Below are 19,804 nucleotides of genomic sequence, written 5' to 3'. Positions count from 1 at the left end.
CCCTTTTCTGATTCACTTCCCATGCCAAATACCGACACCTCCGCTTCTTCTGCGCCCGCCAAAGTCGCCCCCTCCGACTTGAGCGCCTTGCTGGGGGCTGACCGTCCCCGCCGCTGGTGGCAGCGCACTACCGTGTGGCTGGGGGTGGTCGCGCTCGTGGTGGTGGGTGGTGGCTTGTACGCCTGGCAATCGCGCCAGAGCGCCAGCACTGCACCCACCTATGTCACCGAAGAGCTGCGGCGGGGCAATCTCACACTCACCGTGTCGGCCAACGGCACGCTGCAGCCCACGCGCTCGGTCACCATTGGCAGCGAGTTGTCGGGCACTGTGCGCAACGTGTTGGTGGATGTGAACGACAAGGTCAAGAAGGGGCAGCTGCTGGTGGAGCTGGACACCGCCAAGCTCGAATCGCAGGTGCTGCGCTCGCGCGCCTCGCTGGCGTCGGCGCAGGCCCGCCTGGCCCAGGCCGTAGCCACCACCAAGGAGGCCATTGCCAACTTTGGCCGGCTCGAAGAAGTGGCCCGCCTGTCCGGCGGCAAGGTGCCCTCGGCCTCCGAGCTGGACGCCGGCCGCGCCACGCTGGACCGCGCCCGCGCCGATGAAACCAGCGCCCGCGCCACGGTCGAGGACGCACGCGCCGCGCTGTCCACCGACGAAACCAACCTGTCCAAAGCCTCCATCCGCTCGCCCATCGACGGCGTGGTGCTGACCCGCACGGTGGAGCCCGGCAACGCGGTGGCCGCATCGCTGCAGGCTGTGACGCTGTTCACCGTGGCCGAAGACCTCACGCGGCTGCGGCTGGATGTGAGCGTGGACGAGGCCGATGTGGGCTCGGTCAAAGTGGGGCAGGACGCGAGCTTCACGGTCAGTGCCTATCCCTCGCGCCGCTACCCGGCCCAGGTCACGCGCGTGTCGTTTGGCTCCACCAAGACGGACAACGTGGTCACCTACATCACCTGGCTGGAGGTGAACAACAGCGACATGAGCCTGCGCCCCGGCATGACGGCCGCTGCCACCATCACTTCCACTGAACGCAAGGACGTGCTGCTGGTGCCCAACACGGCGCTGCGCTTCACGCCTGCGCAGGCCGCAGGGGCCGATGCGAAACTCGGGGCGGGTGGCGCCAAGCCCGGCGCGTCGGGCAGCGGCAGTGGTGGCGGCATCATGTCGCAGCTCATGCCGCGCATGCCACGGTCTGGCTCGGGCCCACGCAAGCCGGGTGCGGGGGGTGAGGCAGGCGATGGCGCGGGCAAGACGCGGCAGGTGTGGGTGCTGCAGGACGGTGCCGCCAAGCCCATCGATGTGCAGGTGGGCATCAGCGATGGCCGCCATACCGAGGTCGCGGGCGAGGGCCTCACGCCCGGCATGGCCGTGATCACCGACCAGCGCGCCGCCGGGGCCAAGCCATGAGTGTGGCGGGCGACACCCCCATCATCCGCCTGCGTGGCGTGACCAAGGTCTATGGCGAAGGGGCGCTGGCCTTTCAGGCGCTCAAGGGCGTGGACTTGGACATTGCGCAAGGAGACTTTGTGGCCATCATGGGCCCCAGCGGCTCGGGCAAGTCCACGGCCATGAACACGCTGGGCTGCCTGGACCGGCCCACCACGGGCGAGTACCTGTTCAAGGGCGTGCATGTGGAGTCGCTCTCGCGCGACGAGCGGGCACGGCTGCGGCGGCGCTACTTTGGCTTTGTGTTCCAGGGCTTCAACCTGCTGGCGCGCACCTCGGCGCAAGAGAACGTGGAGCTGCCCCTGCTGTACCGGGGCGAGTCGGCCACCGCGCGCCACGCTGCGGCCGCGCGCGCGCTGGAGGCGGTGGGCCTCAAGGGCTGGGAACACCACACGCCCGCCGAGCTGTCGGGCGGGCAGCAGCAGCGCGTGGCCATTGCGCGCGCCATCGTCACCGAGCCCGATGTGCTGCTGGCCGACGAGCCCACCGGCAACCTCGACACCCAGCGCAGTGTCGAGATCATGGAACTGCTCTGGCGCCTGAACGCCGACCACGGCATCACCGTGCTGATGGTCACGCACGAGCCCGACATGGCGCAGTACGCGCGGCGCATCGTGCGGTTTGTGGATGGCGTGGTGGACCGCGATGCGGCCAACCCACACCCCAAGGGCCTGGACGCTGATGCGGCATCGGCCCAGCTGGCGGTGGCCGGTTCGGATGCGGGAGACCACTAATGTTGCTCAACACCCTGCTGCTGGCGCTGCGCTCCATCCGGCGCAATCTCATGCGCTCGTTCCTCACCATCCTGGGCATCGTGATCGGCGTGAGCGCGGTGATCACCATGGTCACGCTGGGCAATGGCGCCACGCTGGCCATCCAGAACCAGATCTCGGGCCTGGGCACCAACCTGCTCCAGGTGCGCCCCGGCCAACGCATGGGGCCCGGCGGCGGCACGGGCGCCCCGGCCTTCAAGGACACCGATGCCGACATGATCGCGCAGCAGATCGGCGGCATCTTGGCCGTGGCACCCGAGGCGCGCGCCGCCGCCACCGCCGTGGTGGGCGGGCGCAACTGGACGACCAGCGTGATCGGCAGCACCAACGCCTGGCTGGAGACCGGCAACTGGACGGTGCGCACGGGCCGCGTCTTTACCGACGCCGAATTGCGCGCCGGTGCCGCCGTGTGCCTGATTGGCGAGACCGTGCGGCGCGAACTGTTTGGCACGGCCGATGCCGTGGGTGGCCAGCTGCGCGTGAAGGCGTTTTCGTGCGAAGTGGTGGGCGTGCTGGAGTCCAAAGGGCAGGGCGCATTTGGCAACGACCAGGACGACACCGTGCTTGTGCCGCTGCGCACGCTGCAGCGCCGCGTGACGGGCAACACGCGGGTGAACACGCTGCTGGTGTCGATGAAGGACGGCAGCGACCCCGAGCGGGTCAAGGCCAGCCTCACGCAACTGCTGCGCGAGCTGCGCAAGCTGTCGGACTCGGACGAGGACAACTTCAACGTGCTGGACACCAAGCAGCTGGCTGACACGCTCTCGGGCACCACCAAGGTGCTGACCACGCTGCTGGGTGCGGTGGCCGCCGTGAGCCTGCTGGTGGGCGGCATCGGCATCATGAACATCATGCTGGTGAGCGTGACCGAGCGCACGCGCGAGATCGGCCTGCGCCTGGCCATTGGCGCGCTGGAGCGCGAGGTGCTGCTGCAGTTCCTGATCGAGGCCGTGGTGCTGGCCGCTTTGGGCGGGCTCATCGGCATCGTGCTGGCCACGGGCGCGTCGCTCGCGCTGTCGGGGCTGATGGGGGTGCCCTACCTGTTCAACCCCGGGGTGAATTTGCTGTCGTTTCTTTTCTCTGCGGGCATTGGCGTGGTGTTTGGCTACTTCCCGGCACGGCGCGCTGCCCGCATGGACCCCATCGATGCGCTACGGCATGAGTAATGCATCCGGTCTGGAAAGAGAATTTGAATGAAAAACGCCCGTACCGCTTATGGTACGGGCGTTTTTAGCTATTAATTCAATAGTTAGTGGATCGTCAGCGTAGTGGCCTTGCTGGCAGGCTCCACCTTGGCCAGAGTCAGCGTCAGTACACCGTTTTCCAGTTTGGCGCTACTGTTGGCGGCGTCGATGTCGGCGGCCAGCTCCCAGGCGCGCTGCACCTTGCGGGGGGCTCCTTCCACACTTTGCAGGCGCACCACGTTGCCTTCAATGCTGATCTGCAACTGCTCGCGGGCCAGGCCGGGCACATCCAGCTGCAAGGTGGTGGCTTTGTCGTCCTGCGTGACAGTGCAGCCTGCTGCAGAACGTGCGGCAGCGGGGTCGGCCAGCGTGCCCATCAGAAAACGCTGCAGTGCTAGGTCGGCGGAACGGGGTGCTTGGGCGTAGGCGGCGCGGCGGATCACGGGGGCGAAGATCATGGGGTACTCCTATACACTGCGCGGCTCTCGACGTGGTCGCCGCATGCCAAAGAGGTGTGTGCGGCCACGCCGCATTTCAAGGGAAAAATGGCATGAATAAATTGCACTCCGTGGGCTTGAAAACAGGCGCAGCGGCATTACGTCAATCCGTTTTGGCCGCAGCAGCCACGCTGTGCTGCGTGCTGCTGCCGGTGTCCGCCAGCCATGCCCAGGCTGCAGCGCCAGCCACTGCCGTGGCGCAGGCCAAGCCCGTGAAGGTGGCGCTCATCGAAAGCCTGTCGGGCGCATTTGCCAACACGGGCGAAGCGGTTTACCGCAACATCTACTGGGCCATGGAACGTGTGAACGCGCGGGGTGGCGTGCAGTTGCCAGCCGCTGCGGGTGGCCCCCGCCCGCTGGCGCTGGAGCGCTACGACAGCAAGGGCCAGAACGAAGAGGCGCTGTCAGCCCTGCGTGCGGCCATCGACGATGGCGCGCAGGTCATCCTGCAGGGCAATTCATCGGCTACGGCGGCGGTGCTGATCGAGGCGATCAACAAACACAACGAGCGTGAGCCGAACAAGCGCGTGATCTTTTTGAACTACTCGGCGGTGGACCCCATCCTCACCAACGAGAAGTGCAGCTTCTGGCACTTTCGTTTTGACGCCCATGCCGACATGCGCATGGCTGCGCTGATGGATGTGATGCGCGAAGACAAGTCCCTCAAAAGTGTGTACCTCATCGGCCAGGACTACAGCTTTGGCCAGGCCGTGCTGCGCGAGGCCAAGAAGCAGCTGGCCGCACAACGCCCAGATGTGGCGGTGGTGGGCGACGAGCTGCACCCGGTGGGCCGCGTGAAGGACTTTGCGCCCTACGCCGTCAAGATCAAGACCAGCGGCGCGCAGGCAGTGGTCACAGGCAACTGGGGCAATGACCTGACCCTGCTGGTGAAGGCCGCGCGGGAAGTGGGCTACGAGGGCAGCTTCTACACCTTCTATGGCAACGCGCTGGGTGCGCCCGCTGCCATGGGTGATGCAGGCATTGACAAGGTGGTGGCGGTGGCCGACTGGCTGCCCAATGTGCCAGGCGCCCAGAGCGAGGCGTTCTACCAGTCTTTCCGCGAGCGTTTTCCCAAGCCGCAGGACGACTACGTGCACATGCGCATGCAGCTCATGGTGGAGGCGCTGGCCCAGTCCATCGAGCGTGCCGGCAGCACCGACGCCGTGGCCGTGGCGCGCCAGATGGAGAAGGCCGATGTGCGGCTCTCGGGCCAGGGCGGCAGCATGCGCGCGGCGGACCACCAGTTCCAGCAGGCGCTGGTGGTGGGCGTGATGGACAAAAAAGGCGCGCCGGGCGTGAAGTTTGATGTGGAAGGCTCTGGCTACGGCTTTCGCGTGGTGCGGCAGATTCCTGCTGCCAAGGCGCAGCAGCCGCACAGCTGCAGCATGCAGCGGTATTGAGCCCACGTCCTGAACCGTTCACGCTGAGTCCGCCGAAGGGCTCAGCGTGAATGTTTTTGGGGCGGCGGGCTCAACGCCGGATGCGGCGCCCCGTCTTGAACACCCACCACACCACGACGAGGCACGCGGCCATGAACACCAGCGTCATGCCCGTGCTAACGCCAATGTGGACATCTGCCTGGCCGTAGAACGCCCAGCGCAGTCCGCTGATGAGATAGACCACCGGGTTGAACAGCGAAACGGTCTGCCAGAACGGTGGCAGCATGTTGATGCTGTAGAACGCCCCGCCCAGAAAGGTCAGCGGCGTGATGACCAGCAGTGGGATGACCTGCAGCTTTTGGAAGCTGTCGGCCCACAGGCCGATGATGAAACCGAACAGGCAGAACGTGACGGCGGTGAGCACGAGGAAGCCCACCATCCACACCGGGTGCGCCACTTCGTAGGGCACGAACACCCGGGCCGTGGTGAGGATGAGTACCGACACCAGCAGCGATTTGCTGGCCGCTGCGCCCACGTAGCCCAGCAGCACCTCCACCCAGTTCACAGGTGCGCTGAGCAGCTCGTAGATGGTGCCGGACCACTTGGGCATGTAGATGCCGAAGGCCGAGTTGGAAATGCTCTCGGACAGCAGCGACAGCATGAGCAGCCCGGGGATGATGTAGGCGCCGTAACTTACGCCGCCGATGTCGCCCATGCGTGAGCCGATGGCGGAGCCAAAGACGATGAAGTACAGCGCGGTGGTGAGCACGGGTGCGATCAGGCTCTGCATCCAGGTGCGAAACGCACGGTTCATCTCAAAGCGGTAGATGGCGCTGACGCCATGCCAGTTCAGGCCGTTCATGCTTGGGGTGCTTTCTGCTGAGGGGTGTCCTGGTGCACCAGGCTCACAAAGATGTCTTCGAGCGAGCTTTCGCTGGAGTGCAGATCCTTGAAGTCAATGCCGTGCTCGGCCAGTGCGCGCAACAGTGCGGCAATGCCCGTGTCCTCCTGCTGCGTGTCGAAGGTGTAGGTCAGCGCGGTGCCGCCCTGGCTCAGCACGAGCGGCCAGCGTGCCAGCGCGTCGGGCACTTGGTCCATCGGCTGCTGCAGGGTCAGCGTGAGCTGCTTCTTGCCCAGCTTGCGCATCAGCACGTCCTTGTCTTCCACCACGATCAGCTCACCCTTGCGGATCACACCGATGCGGTCGGCCATGTCTTCGGCTTCTTCGATGTAGTGCGTGGTGAGGATGATGGTGGTTCCCGCGTCGCGCAACTCGCGCACCAGGCGCCACATGTCATGGCGCAGCTCCACGTCGACGCCAGCACTGGGTTCGTCCAGAAACAGGATTTTGGGCTCGTGCGACAGCGCCTTGGCGATCAGCACGCGGCGCTTCATGCCGCCCGACAGCGCGAGGATCTTGCTGTCCTTCTTGTCCCACAGCGACAGGTCCTTGAGGATCTTCTCGATGAACGCCGGATTGGGCGCCTTGCCAAACAGGCCCCGGCTGAAGTTGACGGTGGCCCACACGGTTTCAAACGAATCGGTGTGCAGCTCTTGCGGCACCAGGCCAATGGCCGCGCGGGCGGCTCGGTAGTCGTGCACGGTGTCGTGGCCGTCTGCGGTGATGGAGCCGGCCGTGGCATTGCTCATGCCGCAGATCACGCTGATGAGCGTGGTCTTGCCCGCGCCGTTGGGCCCGAGCAGGGCAAAAATCTCGCCGCGCCGGATGTCCAGGTCGATGTTCTTGAGCGCCTGAAAGCCGCCCGCGTAGGTTTTGCTCACGCCGCGCACCCGGACGATGGCGTCCACAGCGGGCGTTGGAGAAGGTGATACAGGCATGAAGAAAAGGGGTGGGTGGGGGTGGGCAAAGAGGTGTGCCGCTGCTGCAGGGCTGCCGGGCCAGCGGTCCAAGCCGGGCATTGTGGACTGACTTGCGCAAGCGCGCTTGCAGGCGCCGCCAAACCCCGCATCGGCCGTCCGGCCGTCCTCATGCCGGGCCTGCGGTGCGCTGCCGCGCCTCCCCCCAAAAAGACGCCCCGGTGCGCCTGCGCGGGTCAGCGCGCGCGCGCCGCCGCCACTTCGCGGCCCAGCTCGATCACCGCCATCGCGTAGTAGCTCGACCAGTTGTAGCGGGTGATGGCGTAGAAATTTTCGGTGCCCGCCACATAGCTCGGCGCCTCTGCGCCGTTTTGCAGCTCCACCAGCGCGAGTGGGCCGTTGTGTTGTACGCCAGCCGCGTCGAGCACAGCGCCCTTGGCTTGCATGCTGGCCACGCTGAAGGTGGGCAGGATGTCGGGCGCCAGCAGGTCATCCATCTGCAGCCGTGCCGTGTCGAACTGCACGCCAAAGTGCGTGGGCATGCCCGGCGTCCAGCCGTGGCCCCGGAAGTAGTTGGCTACCGAGCCGATGGCATCGGCCGGGCTGTTGAACAGGTCCACGCGGCCATCGCCGTCATAGTCCACGGCGTAACGCACCCAGCTCGACGGCATGAACTGTCCCAGGCCCATGGCACCAGCGTAGCTGCCGCGCGGCTCGAACGGGTCGGTGTTGCTGCGGTTGGTGAGGCTCAGGAACTGCTCCAGCTCGCGGCGGAAAAATTCGGTGCGCTCCTTGGCGCGAGGATGGGCTGATGGGAAATCAAACGCCAGCGTGGCCAGCGCGTCCATCACGCGGAACGTGCCCATCTGCTGGCCGTAGATGGTCTCCACGCCGATGATCCCCACGATGATCTCGGCAGGCACGCCGTACTCGCGCTCGGCCCGCTCCAGCATGGCCTGGTTCTCCTGCCAGAACCGCTGGCCGGCGCGGATGCGGATGGGGTCGATGAAGCGGCTGCGGTACACGCGCCAGTTCTTGGCCGTGCCCTTGGGTGGCGGCAGCATGAGCCGGGGCACCTGCGGCAAAAAATGCGCCTGCCCGATGGCCTGGCGCACCCATTCGCGGTCCAAGTCGCGGCGCGCAGCCAGGTCATCGGCAAACTGCAGCGCCTCGGGGCGCGATGCGTAGAGCACGGCTGGCTTTTGCTTTGTGATGCTGGTTTTGGAAGATTTTTGCGGGCTAGCGCTTACTGGTAGTGCGCAAGAAGCTATCAAAAATATAGCTGTTGTGATCCATGGAGCTGTCTTCTTCATTTGGGTTGTTCGTTACTTTGTTTTGTCCCTGCGCCCCGAAACCGACGCGACCCAGGCCAGGGATGCCAAGCAAGGGCCGCCCCGCAGCAAGGGCATCGTCCCCTTGGGGGGAAGCGGCGAAGCCGCTCAGGGGGGATTCATCGGTTTGGCCAGGGCAGTGCGCGAAACTCGCGGCGCAGGGCTCCCAGTTCGGTGTCGGGGTGGGGGGCGTAGCGCAGGCGTTCCAGCCGCAGCAGCCAGTCTGCGACCCCAGCAGCCTGCGGGCCGAAATGCGCGCGCACCCGTTCGGCCATGGCGCGAGGGGGCAGGGTTTCGGGCAGCGTCAGGCCGGCGCGCGCCAGGCGCTGGCGCGTGCGGGCCAGCAGCCGCAGCCAGGGGTCGTGCTGGGCACGTTCCCAAAGGCTCCAGCCCATGCCGCCCAGTGCAGCCGCGATGACCAGGCTGCCCAGCACGGTGGTGAGGTCCTGCCAGCTGGGAGATTCAAACCCCAGCGCCTTGAGCAGGTCCATCTGGCGGCTCTGGGTGTAGTTGAGCACCCACTGGTTCCAGCCGTTGTTGACGGCTTCCCACACGGCCCGCAGGTTCTGCACCATGCCCGGGCTGAGGGTGCCCAGGGCGTTGGCGAACGCACCCTGGGGCGCGCGCAAACGCTGGAACTGGCCCACGCGGTTCGGCGAGACGGCGCCTGTGGGATCTACACGCACCCAGCCACGCCCCTCCATCCAGACTTCGGACCAGGCATGGGCATCGGCGTTGCGCACCGTCCAGTAGCCATCGACGGGGTTGCGCTCGCCGCCCTGGTAGCCCGTGACGATGCGTGCTGGCACATCCATGGCGCGCATCAGCACCACGAAGGCCGAGGCAATGTGTTCGCAAAAGCCTTCCTTGCGGTCAAACCAGAACTCGTCGGCGGTGTGCTGGCCATAGACGCCTGGATCGAGGGAGTAGTTGTAGCCCCCTGTGCGCAGGCGTTGCAGGACGGCATTCACCAGAACTTCCGTGCGGGCGTTCGCCAGTGCAGGGTCTGCCCGCATCTGTGCCGCCAGCTCCAGGGTGCGCGGATTGAAGCCGGGCGGCAGCTCGGTGTACACGCGCAGTTGCCGCACCGACTGCTGGGGGCCGTGGCGGAACTCGGGGTAGCTCACGGCCTGGTAGCGCATCACCTCGGTGATGGGACGTGCCGTCATCCACTGCAGGTCCTGCGTCATGTAGGCCTGCATGTTGTTGGACAGCTGGGGCGCCTCGGGGGTGGCCTCCAGCACCATCAGCCAGGGCTGGCGCTGGGGTTCGAGCGTCACCTCATAGCGCACCGCCGGGCCGCTGACCTGCAGATTGGCGGGCAGGGCTGCACGTGCGGCCCAGGCGCTGTCTTCGCGGAAGGGCTCGGCCTGCCATTCCCGGCCATCGAACGCGGTCATGACGGGCCCACGAAAGTACAGCGTGGATTGCGCAGGCACATCGGTGGGCGCCCCCTCAAAGCGCAGGCGGATGGCCACCCGCTCATCCAGTGCGATCTCGGCCATGTCCCCGATCTTCATCGTGCCCGACAGGCCGCTACGCCCGGAGAGGTTTTCGCCGGGCATGCCCCACAACGGTGACATGCGTGGGAACAGCATGAACAGCGCCACCATGATGGGCGCGCCCAGCAGGGCCATGGTGCCCGCCATGCGAAAGGTCTGCGCCAGCGGCGGGCGCCCTACCGGCATGTGGGCATTGACCAGTGCCATGAGCAGCCCCAGCAGCGCCACCAGCATGGCGGCGGCAGTCAGCAGAGATTGCGAGAAGAAGAAATTGCTGAGCATCGTGAAGAAGCCCAGGAAGAACACCACCATGGCATCGCGGCGTGCGCGCAGCTCCAGCATCTTGAGGGCGAGCAGCATGACGATGAGGGTGACACCCGCATCGCGCCCGAGTATGGTGCGGTGCGTGAACAGCGTGCCTGCCACCGCTACCAGGAGCAGGGCGGCCACTGTCCAGCGGCCGGGCAGGGGGCGGCCCGTCCAGGCCAGCCAGCCGCGCCACAGCAGCAGGCCGCCAGCCAGCAGGCTGGTCCACACTGGCAGGTTGGACACCTGCGGCGCGATCACCCAGACGATCACAAACAGCAGAAAAAGCGTGTCGCGGGCGTCGCGAGGCAGGGAAACAAGGGTCTGTCGCAGGTTCATGGCAAGGGGGCACGCCCGACAGGTGGTGATTGATTTGCTATCAAAAATGTAGCTATCTGCGCTTTTCTAGCAAGCGCAAGGTGCCAGTTTGATCTAAATTTTGAGGGACGAATCAGCACAATGCCAGTGCCTCCAGGCAATTTCTGCGATGGGCCGCCCCCGTGTCCGGGGCGATCTCCACACCCGGCAGGCGCAAGCCATAGTCCAGCCCCAGCCGGTCGGCCTGCAGCACCCAGGCGGTGAGGCGCGAGATGCGGGCTTCGTGGTCGGGCAGTGAGGCACGGGCCAGGTCCAGCCACAGCTCGTGCCGCTGGGCCTGCTGGGCGTCGCGGCTCACCAGGTCGTCGGTGCCAGTGGCCAGCGACTTGGCGGCCTTCTTCCAGACCACGAGCTTGAGCGGATCGCCCCGCCGGTAGGCACGCACACCGTCGAATTCGCCAATGCCCTGTGTGGGCGTGTTGCCCGCTCCGCCCGCGCGCGGTTCGCCAGACGGCAGGGGCGGTGTCGGGGTTTCGGGTGCGGGGTAGACCAGCACCTGGGCAGCGGGGCGCCAGTAGGTCCAGACGCGGAAGGTGCCCAGCGGAAAGCGCGTCTCGGCGGTCAATGTGGGAACGCGGTGCAGGCCCCGGCGCTCGGGCTTGAAAGCGACTTGCACGCTGGACTGCCCTTGCGCTGGCACGTCGGTCCAGGCCCAATGATGGGGTTCCTTTTGCGCCTCCTTGCCCGTGCCGTGCACCGACAGGGCGATGCCGTAGCGCGGGGTCTTGCGCTCGCTGGACAGCTGGATGTCAAACGCGGTGCTGCTGCCCATGAAGTGCGGCTCGGGTGCTTTCAGGTGCAGGGTCAGGCCGCGCAGGTTGGCGTGGCAGATGTGCATGCCGATCACCGCACTGCCCGCCAGCAAAAAGGTGAGCAGGTAGCCCAGGTTGAGCTGGTAGTTGATGGACGCGATGAGCAGCACGATCAGCGTCAACGCCAGCATCCAGCCCGAACCGGTGGGCAGGATATAGACATTGCGCTGCGTGAGCGCCAGCGTGTCGCTCAGAGGCAGGCGCGCCTGCCACCAGCGCTGGAAGCGGCGGCGCAGCGGCGCAAATGGGTTGAGCGTGGCGGCCAGGCTGCGCCAGCGCGCAAGAGGTGGGAGGGGCGGTGGGGTGGCGGATTCCATGGGTCAGGGCAACGGAACCGCTTCGACCATCGCGCGCACCTGCTCCACCGCGCCGCGTCCGGCGTCGCCCACGGGCACCAGGCGGTGGGCAATGGTCTGGGGCAGCACCGCCTGCACATCATCGGGCGCCACATAGTCGCGCCCGCTGATGAGGGCCTGCGCCTTGGCCGCGCGCACCAGGGCAATGCCCGCGCGGGGCGAGAGCCCTTGCAGAAACCACCGGCCCGAGCGGGTGGCCGCAATCAGGTCCTGGACATAGTTGAGCAACGGATCGGCCGTGTGGATGGCCTGCACCTGGCGCTGCAGCTCGGCCAGTTCCTCGTCGGACAGCAGGGGCAGCATGGTGTCCACCATGTCGCGCCGGTCCGCGCCCGCCAGCAGCACACGTTCGGCGGCGCGGTCGGGGTAGCCGATGGAGATGCGCATCAAAAAGCGGTCGAGCTGCGACTCGGGCAGCGCGAAGGTGCCCAGCTGGTCGTGCGGGTTCTGCGTGGCGATCACGAAGAACGGGTGGGGCAGGGCGCGGGTTTCGCCCTCCACCGACACCTGCTTTTCTTCCATGGCTTCGAGCAGCGCGCTTTGCGTCTTGGGGCTGGCGCGGTTGATTTCGTCGGCCAGCAGCACCTGGGCAAACACCGGGCCGGGGTGGAACACGAAGGCTTCCTTGCCGCGTTCGTACACCGACACGCCGGTCAGGTCGCTGGGCATCAGGTCGGCCGTGAACTGCACGCGCGAGAACTGCAGGCCGAAGGTGCGTGACAAGGCGTGGGCCAGGGTGGTCTTGCCCACCCCGGGCACGTCTTCGATCAGCAGGTGCCCCCCCGCCAGCAGGCAGGCCACGCAGTCCTGGACCTGGGCCTGTTTGCCCACGATCACCGTGTTAAGCTGATCCAGAAGTGATTTGATTTTGTGCTGTGCGTTCATGGCATGACGTTATCCGAAAAATTGAGAAAAATGCGACACGCGGGGACAAGACTGTGAGCAAGACGGGCTATTTCACCCATCGGGATTGTTGGAAGCACGAGATGGGCCCGGGCCACCCCGAATGCCCCGAACGGCTGGACGCCATTGAGGATCGCTTGCTGATCACCGGCGTGGCCGACGCGCTGGAGCGCTACGACGCCCCCGAGGCCTCGCTGGCCGACATCGAGCTGGCCCACGGCCGCATGCACATTGCGGCGTTGCGCGGCCTGTCAGACCGGCTCAACGAAGAGCTGATGGCTGGCGGCCCCAACTACGCGCAGATCGACACCGACACCTCCATCAACGCCCACACCTGGAAGGCGTCGCTGCGCGCTGCGGGGGCGGCACTGGCCGCCACCGATGCCGTGATGGCGGGCGAGGTGGAAAACGCGTTCTGCTCGGTGCGCCCCCCCGGCCACCATGCCTGCCGCGACAAGGCCATGGGTTTCTGCTTTTTCAACAACGTGGCCGTTGCGGCCAAATATGCGCTGCAGCGCTACAACCTGCAGCGCGTGGCGGTGGTGGACTTTGACGTGCACCACGGCAATGGCACCGAGGACATCCTGGCCAATGACCCCCGGGCGCTGATGGTCAGCATCTTCCAGCACCCGTTCTACCCCTACAGCGGCGACCATGATCCCGCCCCGAACATGGTCAACGTGCCCGTGCCCGCCTACACGCGGGGCATGGACATCCGCGAGATCATCGAAATGATGTGGATGCCCCGGCTGGAAGCCTTCAAGCCCGAGATGATTTTTGTGAGTGCGGGTTTTGACGGCCACCGCGAGGACGACATGGGCCAGCTGGGCCTGACCGAGCAGGATTACGCCTGGATCACCCAGCGCGTGAAGGACGTGGCCCGCCGCTATGCCAAGGGCCGCATCGTGTCGTGCCTGGAGGGCGGCTATGTGATGGGGCCGCTGGCGCGCAGTGTGGAGGCACATTTGCGGGTCCTCGCGGATTTGTGACTAACCCCCTGAGCGGCTTCGCCGCTTCCCCCTTCTATTGCATCGCTGCGCGATGCGGAAGGGGGACGCCGCCAGCGCGGCGGGGCGGCCCTTGCGCGGCGGCCCCCCGCCTGGGCAGTGCCAGTTTCAGTCGGCGTGCAGATGGCTGAGAGGAGCAAACTATGACGACAAAGAACTTCGATGATGTGCTGACAACCACCCGCGACGCCCGCGGCGTGGTCACCTTGACCCTGAACGACCCGGCCCGCTTCAACGCGCTGGGTGCAGAGATGCTCTCTGCGCTGCAACAGGCGCTGGGCGATGCGGGCCGCGACGAATCTGTGCGCGTGGTCGTGCTGGCCGCAGCAGGCAAAGCCTTCTGTGCCGGGCACAACCTCAAGGACATGGCGGCGAACCCGGAGCTGGCGTACTACCAGAAGCTGTTTGCGCAATGCAGCCGCATGATGCTGACCATCCACAAGCTGCCAGTACCCGTGATCGCCAGGGTGCAGGGCATGGCGACGGCGGCGGGCTGCCAGCTGGTGGCGCAGTGCGACCTGGCGGTGGCGGCCGACAGCGCCAGCTTTGCCACCAGTGGCATCCACTACGGTCTGTTCTGCGCAACGCCGAGCGTGCCGCTCGTGCGCAATGTGCCCGCCAAGCGGGCTATGGAAATGTTGCTCACCGGCGATTTCATCGATGCGCCCACCGCGCTGGCGCAGGGTCTGGTGAACCGTGTGGTGCCCGCCGATGCGCTGGATGCCGAGGTCGAAAAGTTGGTGGAGTCCATCCTGCAAAAGCCCCGCGTGGCCGTAGCCTTGGGCAAGGCGCTGGTGTACCAGCAGCGGGAGCTGGGCATCGATGCGGCCTACCAGCTGGCGGGCCAGACCATGGCCACCAACATGATGGACGACGCCGCGCAGGAAGGCGCGCGCGCCTTCGCCGAAAAGCGCCAGCCTACCTGGAAGCGCTGAGAGCCATGGCCACGACAGAAACCCCCATGCTGGAAGATGTGGGCCGCTGGGCCGAGGCGTTTCTTCGACCCACGGTGCTGGTGGAGTTTGCCGCCCTGGCCGCCTGCCTGGGCCTGGCCTGGTTGCTGGTGTCGCTGCTGCAGCGTGGGCTGCACCGGGGTGACCCGCGCTCCATCCTGTTCGGCACGCGGATTGTCGATGGCGCACTGTTTCCGCTGGCGTTGCTGTGCCTGGCTTATGTGGCGCGCACCGTGCTGCTGCAGTGGGTTCCGCTGGCCGTGTTCAAGGTCGCCGTGCCGGTGCTGGTGTCGCTGGTGGTCATCCGCATCGGGGTGAAGGTGCTGCAGGTGGCCTACCCGGATGCCGCCTGGGTGCGGCCGATTGAACGTTCCATCTCGTGGCTGGCCTGGCTGGGCATGGTGCTGTGGGTCACAGGGCTCTTGCCCTTGGTGCTCGAAGAGCTGGACCAGATCCACTGGAAGGTGGGAGGCGCCACGCTGTCGGTGCGCACCATGATTGAAGGGGCACTGACGGCTGCTGCCGTGCTGCTGATCGCGCTTTGGATATCTGCCGCCATCGAGTCGCGCCTGCTGCGCTCGGCCACCGGGGCCGAGCTGTCGCTGCGCAAGGCCGTGAGCAATGCCGTGCGGGCGCTGCTGATCTTCGTCGGGCTCATCATGGCCCTGTCGGCCGTGGGCATTGACCTGACCGCGTTGTCTGTGCTGGGCGGCGCTGTGGGGGTGGGGATTGGCTTTGGCCTGCAGAAGCTGGCGTCCAACTATGTGAGCGGTTTTGTGATCCTGGCCGAGCGCAGCATGCGCATTGGCGACAATGTGCGGGTGGACAACTTCGAGGGGCGCATCACCGATATCAATGCGCGCTACACGGTGGTGCGCTCGTCCACGGGCCGCGAGTCCATCGTGCCCAATGAGATGCTGATCATCCAGCGGGTGGAAAACCTGTCGCTGGCGGACCCCCGCGTCTGGTTGTCCACCGTGGTGAGCGTGGGCTATGACAGCGATGTGGACCTGGTGACGCGGCTGCTGGGCGAGGCCGCCTTTGCCAGCAGCCGTGTGCTGCGCGATCCAGCGCCCAGTGTGTCCTTGTCGGCGTTTGGTGCCGATGGGCTGGAGTTCACCGTGGGCTTCTGGATTGCCGACCCCGAGAACGGTTCGCTGGGCCTGCGCTCGGAGATCAACCGCGCCATCCTGAGTGCACTGCGCGCCCACAAGATCGAAATCCCTTATCCGCAGCGGGTCATGCATGTACAGGTCGAGGGAGCACTGCCCCCTGCTGTGTCGAATGCGGCGGTGGCCCGCGCACTGGCGGGTTCTGAGTAGCCTTGCCCGCTTGTCCGGCAGCTGCAGGTTGCCTAAGGCGACAGCAAACTCTAGACAGGTGCTGCGCGCACTCGCCTATAATCCACAAAAAGCACGATCGTTCTTTTTTCTAATCGTGTGATCTGTGTGCTGGGCCCGTAGCGCTTTCGTTGCAGTGCCGCATAGAATGTTCCAGTTTACGTAAACGTCAATTCAACCAACTCTAGGAGCCGCAGCAATGAAGGTCTTGGTCCCTGTCAAGCGCGTGGTGGACTACAACGTGAAGGTCCGCGTGAAGTCGGACAACACGGGTGTGGACATCGCCAACGTGAAGATGAGCATGAACCCCTTTGACGAAATCGCCGTTGAAGAGGCCGTGCGCCTGAAAGAAAAAGGCCTGGTGACCGAAGTCATCGCAGTCTCCTGCGGCGTGGCCCAGTGCCAGGAAACCCTGCGCACTGCCATGGCCATCGGTGCAGACCGCGCCATCCTGGTGGAAACCGACGTCGAGCTGCAGCCCCTGGCCGTGGCCAAGATCCTCAAGGCCCTGGTGGACAAAGAGCAGCCCGGTCTCATCATCCTGGGCAAACAAGCCATCGACGACGACGCCAACCAGACCGGCCAGATGCTCGCGGCCCTGGCCGACCTGCCCCAGGCCACGTTCGCCAACAAGGTCGAACTGTCGGCCGACAAGGTCAGCGTGACGCGTGAAGTGGACGGCGGCCTGGAAACCCTGCAGCTGTCGCTGCCAGCGGTCATCACCACCGACCTGCGCCTGAACGAGCCCCGCTACGTCACCTTGCCCAACATCATGAAGGCCAAGAAAAAGCAGCTCGATACCGTCAAGCCCGAAGACCTCGGCGTGGACGTAGCGCCGCGCCTCAAAACCCTCAAGGTGACCGAGCCCGCCAAGCGCGGCGCAGGCATCAAGGTGGCCGACGTAGCGGCACTCGTTGAAAAACTCAAGAACGAAGCGAAGGTGATCTAAATGTCGGTACTCGTTATTGCTGAACACAACAACGCGTCCATCAAGGGCGCCACGCTGAACACCGTGACCGCCGCTGTGGCCTGCGGTGGCGACGTGCACGTGCTGGTGGCCGGCCACAACGCCGGTGCAGCAGCCGCCGCAGCCGCCCAGATCGCCGGTGTCGCCAAGGTCATCCACGCCGACGCCCCTGGCCTGGAACACGGCCTGGCCGAGAACGTGGCCGCGCAAGTGCTCGCCATCGCAGGCAACTACAGCCACATCCTGTTCCCCGCCACCGCCAGCGGCCGCAACGTGGCGCCCCGCGTGGCCGCCAAGCTGGACGTGGCGCAGGTCAGCGACATCACCAAGGTGATTTCAGCCGACACCTTCGAGCGCCCCATCTACGCCGGCAACGCCATTGCCACCGTGCAAAGCGCCGACAGCGTAAAGGTCATCACCGTGCGCGCCACGGGCTTTGACGCCGCAGCCGCCACGGGCGGTTCCGCAGCCGTGGAAACCGCCGCAGCCACCGCAGACGCTGGCAAGAGCAGCTTCATGGGCAGCGAAATCGCCAAGAGCGACCGCCCCGAACTCACGGCCGCCAAGATCATCGTCTCCGGTGGCCGAGCCCTCGGCAGCAAGGAAAAGTTCGACGAAGTGATGACCCCGCTGGCCGACAAGCTGGGCGCCGCTTTGGGTGCCAGCCGGGCCGCAGTGGACGCAGGCTACGCGCCCAACGACTGGCAAGTGGGCCAGACCGGCAAGATCGTGGCACCGCAGCTGTACATCGCAGCGGGTATCTCGGGCGCCATCCAGCACTTGGCGGGCATGAAGGACTCCAAGGTGATCGTGGCGATCAACAAGGACCCTGAGGCACCGATCTTCAGCGTGGCCGACTATGGGCTGGAAGCGGATCTGTTCACGGCCGTGCCAGAACTGGTCAAGGCCCTGTAAGAACGCCCCTGTGCGCACAAAGGCATCGCTCGCGATGCCTTTTTTTTGACGAAATTTTGCTTTCCCGGAGACACCCATGAGCTACACCGCCCCCGTCAAGGACATGCTGTTCGCCATCGAGCACCTGGCCAACATTGAACAGATTGCGCAGATTCCCGGCTTTGAAGACGCCGGCCTGGACACGGCGGCTGCCGTGCTGGAAGAGTGCGCCAAGTTCAATGAAGGGGTGCTGTCGCCGCTCAACTGGGAAGGCGATAAGAATCCATCGAGCTTTCAATCCGGCGTGGTCACCACCACCCCCGGTTTCAAGGAAGCCTTCCGCCAATATGGCGAAGGCGGCTGGCAAGGCCTGCAGCACCCGGCCGACTTTGGCGGCCAGGGCCTGCCCAAGACCATCGGCGCGGCCTGCATCGAGATGACCAACAGCGCCAACATGAGCTTTGCGCTGTGCCCGCTGCTGACCGATGGCGCCATTGAGGCGCTGCTCACCGCAGGCAGTGACGAGCTCAAGGCCACGTACCTTGAAAAACTGGTGACCGGCGAATGGACCGGCACCATGAACCTGACCGAACCCCAGGCGGGCTCAGACCTGGCCCTGGTGCGCACGCGCGCCGAACCCCAGTCCGACGGGACGTACAAGATTTTCGGCACCAAGATCTTCATCACCTACGGTGAGCACGACATGGCCGAGAACATCATCCATCTGGTGCTGGCCCGCGTGCAGGGCGCGCCTGAGGGCGTCAAGGGCATCAGCCTGTTCGTGGTGCCCAAGTTCATGGTCAACAAGGATGGAAGCCTGGGCGCGCGGAATGACGCCCATTGCGTGAGCATCGAGCACAAGCTGGGCATCAAGGCCAGCCCCACGGCCGTGCTGCAGTTTGGCGACCATGGCGGCGCCGTTGGCTACCTCGTGGGCCAGGAAAACCGCGGACTCGAATACATGTTCATCATGATGAACGCGGCCCGCTACGCCGTGGGCATGCAGGGCATTGCGATTTCCGAGCGCGCCTACCAGAAGGCCGTGCAGTACGCCAAAGACCGCGTGCAGAGCCGCCCCGTGGACGGCAGCATCAATGCCAGCGCCGCCATCATCCACCACCCCGACGTCAAGCGCATGCTCATGACGATGCGCGCCACCGTGGAAGGCTGCCGTGCCATGGCCACCGTGGCCGCAGCAGCGTTTGATGCCGCACACCACCACCCCGATGCCGACACGCGCAAGCAGAACCAGGCGTTCTATGAATTCATGGTGCCGCTGGTCAAGGGCTACAGCACCGAGACCAGCCTGGAAGTGACCAGCCTGGGCGTGCAGGTGCATGGTGGCATGGGTTTCATCGAAGAAACCGGCGCGGCCCAGTACTACCGCGACGCCAAGATCCTGACCATCTACGAAGGCACCACGGCCATCCAGGCCAACGACCTCGTGGGCCGCAAGACGGTGCGTGACGGCGGCCAGACCGCCAAGGGCATCGCCGCACAGATCGAGAAGACCGAGGCCGATCTGTTGGCCAGCGGCACCCCCGCCGCGCTGGCAGTGGCCAAGCGCCTCACGGCGGCGCGCAAGGCGCTGCTCGATGTGATTGACTTTGTGGCCGGTGGCACCAAGGCCCAGCCCAACGCCGTGTTTGCGGGCAGCGTGCCTTACCTGATGCTGGCGGGCAATGTGGTGGCGGGCTGGCAGCTGGCGCGCAGCCTGCTGGTGGCACAGGACCTGTTGCAAAAGGGACAGGACGAAGCGTTCATGCGCGCAAAAATCACTACGGCCCAGTTCTATGCTGATCACATCCTGGTGAAGGCCCCGGGCCTGCGCGACAGCATTGTGGAAGGCGCGGCCAGCGTTACCGAGTTGGCGCTGGAAGCCTTTTGAAGGTTGAGCGTGTTGTGAGGAGACGGACTGCCCGCAGAGTGGGCAGCTCATTGATATAAAAATGATA

The 19,804-nt window shown here is 65.7% G+C and carries 17 protein-coding genes; 10 read left to right on the top strand and 7 right to left on the bottom strand.

The window, feature by feature from the left end; translation table 11 throughout:
• The first annotated feature begins 21 nt into the window (after window positions 1-21).
• Genes C8C93_RS12410 through C8C93_RS12400 form a run of 3 tightly spaced genes read left to right on the top strand, consistent with a single transcriptional unit; the run spans window position 22 to window position 3,388 of the window.
• Entirely contained in the window at window positions 22-1,410 is a 1,389-nt protein-coding gene (locus C8C93_RS12410; RefSeq protein ID WP_121507093.1) for an efflux RND transporter periplasmic adaptor subunit, read from the top strand.
• Entirely contained in the window at window positions 1,407-2,183 is a 777-nt protein-coding gene (locus tag C8C93_RS12405) for an ABC transporter ATP-binding protein (RefSeq protein WP_121507092.1), read from the top strand. The genes C8C93_RS12410 and C8C93_RS12405 overlap by 4 nt, the downstream gene beginning before the upstream one ends.
• Entirely contained in the window at window positions 2,183-3,388 is a 1,206-nt protein-coding gene (locus C8C93_RS12400) for an ABC transporter permease (protein WP_121507091.1), read from the top strand. The genes C8C93_RS12405 and C8C93_RS12400 overlap by 1 nt, the downstream gene beginning before the upstream one ends.
• Window positions 3,389-3,471: 83 nt before the next feature.
• Here C8C93_RS12400 and C8C93_RS12395 read toward each other — a convergent pair whose 3' ends face one another.
• A complete protein-coding gene (locus C8C93_RS12395; protein ID WP_121507090.1) occupies window positions 3,472-3,864 on the bottom strand; it encodes an Hsp20/alpha crystallin family protein in 393 nt (130 codons plus the stop codon).
• Between the two features lie 92 nt (window positions 3,865-3,956).
• Between C8C93_RS12395 and C8C93_RS12390 the strand changes: the two genes are divergently transcribed.
• Entirely contained in the window at window positions 3,957-5,303 is a 1,347-nt protein-coding gene (locus C8C93_RS12390) for a branched-chain amino acid ABC transporter substrate-binding protein (RefSeq protein WP_121507089.1), read from the top strand.
• 70 nt (window positions 5,304-5,373) lie between these two features.
• Here the strand turns inward: C8C93_RS12390 and C8C93_RS12385 are convergent, their stop codons facing one another.
• The 6 genes from C8C93_RS12385 to C8C93_RS12360 all read right to left on the bottom strand — a co-directional run bounded on the left by C8C93_RS12385 (window position 5,374) and on the right by C8C93_RS12360 (window position 12,670).
• Window positions 5,374-6,144, bottom strand: a complete 771-nt coding sequence (locus tag C8C93_RS12385; protein ID WP_369801391.1) for an ABC transporter permease — start codon at window positions 6,142-6,144, stop codon at window positions 5,374-5,376.
• Window positions 6,141-7,121, bottom strand: coding sequence for an ABC transporter ATP-binding protein (locus C8C93_RS12380; protein WP_121508774.1), 981 nt, complete (start codon window positions 7,119-7,121; stop codon window positions 6,141-6,143). Before C8C93_RS12380 ends, C8C93_RS12385 begins: the two co-directional genes overlap by 4 nt.
• Window positions 7,122-7,336: 215 nt before the next feature.
• A complete protein-coding gene (gene mltB, locus C8C93_RS12375; protein ID WP_121507088.1) occupies window positions 7,337-8,413 on the bottom strand; it encodes a lytic murein transglycosylase B in 1,077 nt (358 codons plus the stop codon).
• A gap of 137 nt (window positions 8,414-8,550) precedes the next feature.
• A complete protein-coding gene (locus C8C93_RS12370; RefSeq protein WP_121507087.1) occupies window positions 8,551-10,578 on the bottom strand; it encodes a DUF3488 and transglutaminase-like domain-containing protein in 2,028 nt (675 codons plus the stop codon).
• Between the two features lie 112 nt (window positions 10,579-10,690).
• Window positions 10,691-11,746 carry a DUF58 domain-containing protein gene (locus C8C93_RS12365; RefSeq protein ID WP_121419432.1) on the bottom strand — a complete coding sequence of 352 codons (1,056 nt, stop codon included), beginning with the start codon at window positions 11,744-11,746 and terminating at the stop codon, window positions 10,691-10,693.
• A 3-nt stretch (window positions 11,747-11,749) separates the two neighbouring features.
• A complete protein-coding gene (locus C8C93_RS12360; RefSeq protein ID WP_010460095.1) occupies window positions 11,750-12,670 on the bottom strand; it encodes a MoxR family ATPase in 921 nt (306 codons plus the stop codon).
• 53 nt (window positions 12,671-12,723) lie between these two features.
• Between C8C93_RS12360 and C8C93_RS12355 the strand changes: the two genes are divergently transcribed.
• The 6 genes from C8C93_RS12355 (at window position 12,724) to C8C93_RS12330 (ending at window position 19,737) form a co-directional block, all read left to right on the top strand.
• Entirely contained in the window at window positions 12,724-13,677 is a 954-nt protein-coding gene (locus C8C93_RS12355) for a histone deacetylase family protein (RefSeq protein ID WP_176888873.1), read from the top strand.
• A 161-nt stretch (window positions 13,678-13,838) separates the two neighbouring features.
• Complete coding sequence (locus C8C93_RS12350) at window positions 13,839-14,630, top strand: enoyl-CoA hydratase (protein WP_121507085.1); 792 nt, start codon at window positions 13,839-13,841, stop codon at window positions 14,628-14,630.
• Window positions 14,631-14,635: 5 nt separating this feature from the next.
• Entirely contained in the window at window positions 14,636-15,970 is a 1,335-nt protein-coding gene (locus C8C93_RS12345; protein WP_199727022.1) for a mechanosensitive ion channel family protein, read from the top strand.
• A gap of 217 nt (window positions 15,971-16,187) precedes the next feature.
• A complete protein-coding gene (locus C8C93_RS12340) occupies window positions 16,188-16,937 on the top strand; it encodes an electron transfer flavoprotein subunit beta/FixA family protein (RefSeq protein WP_121507084.1) in 750 nt (249 codons plus the stop codon).
• Window positions 16,938-17,870, top strand: coding sequence for an electron transfer flavoprotein subunit alpha/FixB family protein (locus tag C8C93_RS12335; RefSeq protein ID WP_121507083.1), 933 nt, complete (start codon window positions 16,938-16,940; stop codon window positions 17,868-17,870).
• Window positions 17,871-17,946: 76 nt separating this feature from the next.
• The gene (locus C8C93_RS12330) at window positions 17,947-19,737 is read left to right on the top strand and encodes an acyl-CoA dehydrogenase (protein WP_121507082.1); all 1,791 of its coding nucleotides are present in this window, start codon (window positions 17,947-17,949) and stop codon (window positions 19,735-19,737) included.
• The last annotated feature ends 67 nt before the right edge of the window (window positions 19,738-19,804 follow it).

This window comes from Acidovorax sp. 93 (assembly GCF_003633835.1).
Lineage (GTDB): Bacteria > Pseudomonadota > Gammaproteobacteria > Burkholderiales > Burkholderiaceae_C > Acidovorax > Acidovorax facilis.
Note: the sequence above shows the minus strand (reverse complement) of the source record. Positions and strands in the feature narration are given on the sequence as shown.

What these genes read in the sequence shown, in the direction of transcription:
- C8C93_RS12345 (WP_199727022.1), top strand. Translation starts at nt 14,636, where the DNA reads ATGGCCACGACAGAAACCCCCATGCTGGAAGATGTGGGCCGCTGGGCC.
- C8C93_RS12410 (WP_121507093.1), top strand. Translation starts at nt 22, where the DNA reads ATGCCAAATACCGACACCTCCGCTTCTTCTGCGCCCGCCAAAGTCGCC.
- C8C93_RS12365 (WP_121419432.1), bottom strand. Translation starts at nt 11,746, where the DNA reads ATGGAATCCGCCACCCCACCGCCCCTCCCACCTCTTGCGCGCTGGCGC.
- mltB (WP_121507088.1), bottom strand. Translation starts at nt 8,413, where the DNA reads ATGAAGAAGACAGCTCCATGGATCACAACAGCTATATTTTTGATAGCT.
- C8C93_RS12380 (WP_121508774.1), bottom strand. Translation starts at nt 7,121, where the DNA reads ATGCCTGTATCACCTTCTCCAACGCCCGCTGTGGACGCCATCGTCCGG.
- C8C93_RS12395 (WP_121507090.1), bottom strand. Translation starts at nt 3,864, where the DNA reads ATGATCTTCGCCCCCGTGATCCGCCGCGCCGCCTACGCCCAAGCACCC.
- C8C93_RS12370 (WP_121507087.1), bottom strand. Translation starts at nt 10,578, where the DNA reads ATGAACCTGCGACAGACCCTTGTTTCCCTGCCTCGCGACGCCCGCGAC.
- C8C93_RS12330 (WP_121507082.1), top strand. Translation starts at nt 17,947, where the DNA reads ATGAGCTACACCGCCCCCGTCAAGGACATGCTGTTCGCCATCGAGCAC.
- C8C93_RS12385 (WP_369801391.1), bottom strand. Translation starts at nt 6,144, where the DNA reads ATGAACGGCCTGAACTGGCATGGCGTCAGCGCCATCTACCGCTTTGAG.
- C8C93_RS12400 (WP_121507091.1), top strand. Translation starts at nt 2,183, where the DNA reads ATGTTGCTCAACACCCTGCTGCTGGCGCTGCGCTCCATCCGGCGCAAT.
- C8C93_RS12405 (WP_121507092.1), top strand. Translation starts at nt 1,407, where the DNA reads ATGAGTGTGGCGGGCGACACCCCCATCATCCGCCTGCGTGGCGTGACC.
- C8C93_RS12335 (WP_121507083.1), top strand. Translation starts at nt 16,938, where the DNA reads ATGTCGGTACTCGTTATTGCTGAACACAACAACGCGTCCATCAAGGGC.
- C8C93_RS12340 (WP_121507084.1), top strand. Translation starts at nt 16,188, where the DNA reads ATGAAGGTCTTGGTCCCTGTCAAGCGCGTGGTGGACTACAACGTGAAG.
- C8C93_RS12350 (WP_121507085.1), top strand. Translation starts at nt 13,839, where the DNA reads ATGACGACAAAGAACTTCGATGATGTGCTGACAACCACCCGCGACGCC.
- C8C93_RS12360 (WP_010460095.1), bottom strand. Translation starts at nt 12,670, where the DNA reads ATGAACGCACAGCACAAAATCAAATCACTTCTGGATCAGCTTAACACG.
- C8C93_RS12390 (WP_121507089.1), top strand. Translation starts at nt 3,957, where the DNA reads ATGAATAAATTGCACTCCGTGGGCTTGAAAACAGGCGCAGCGGCATTA.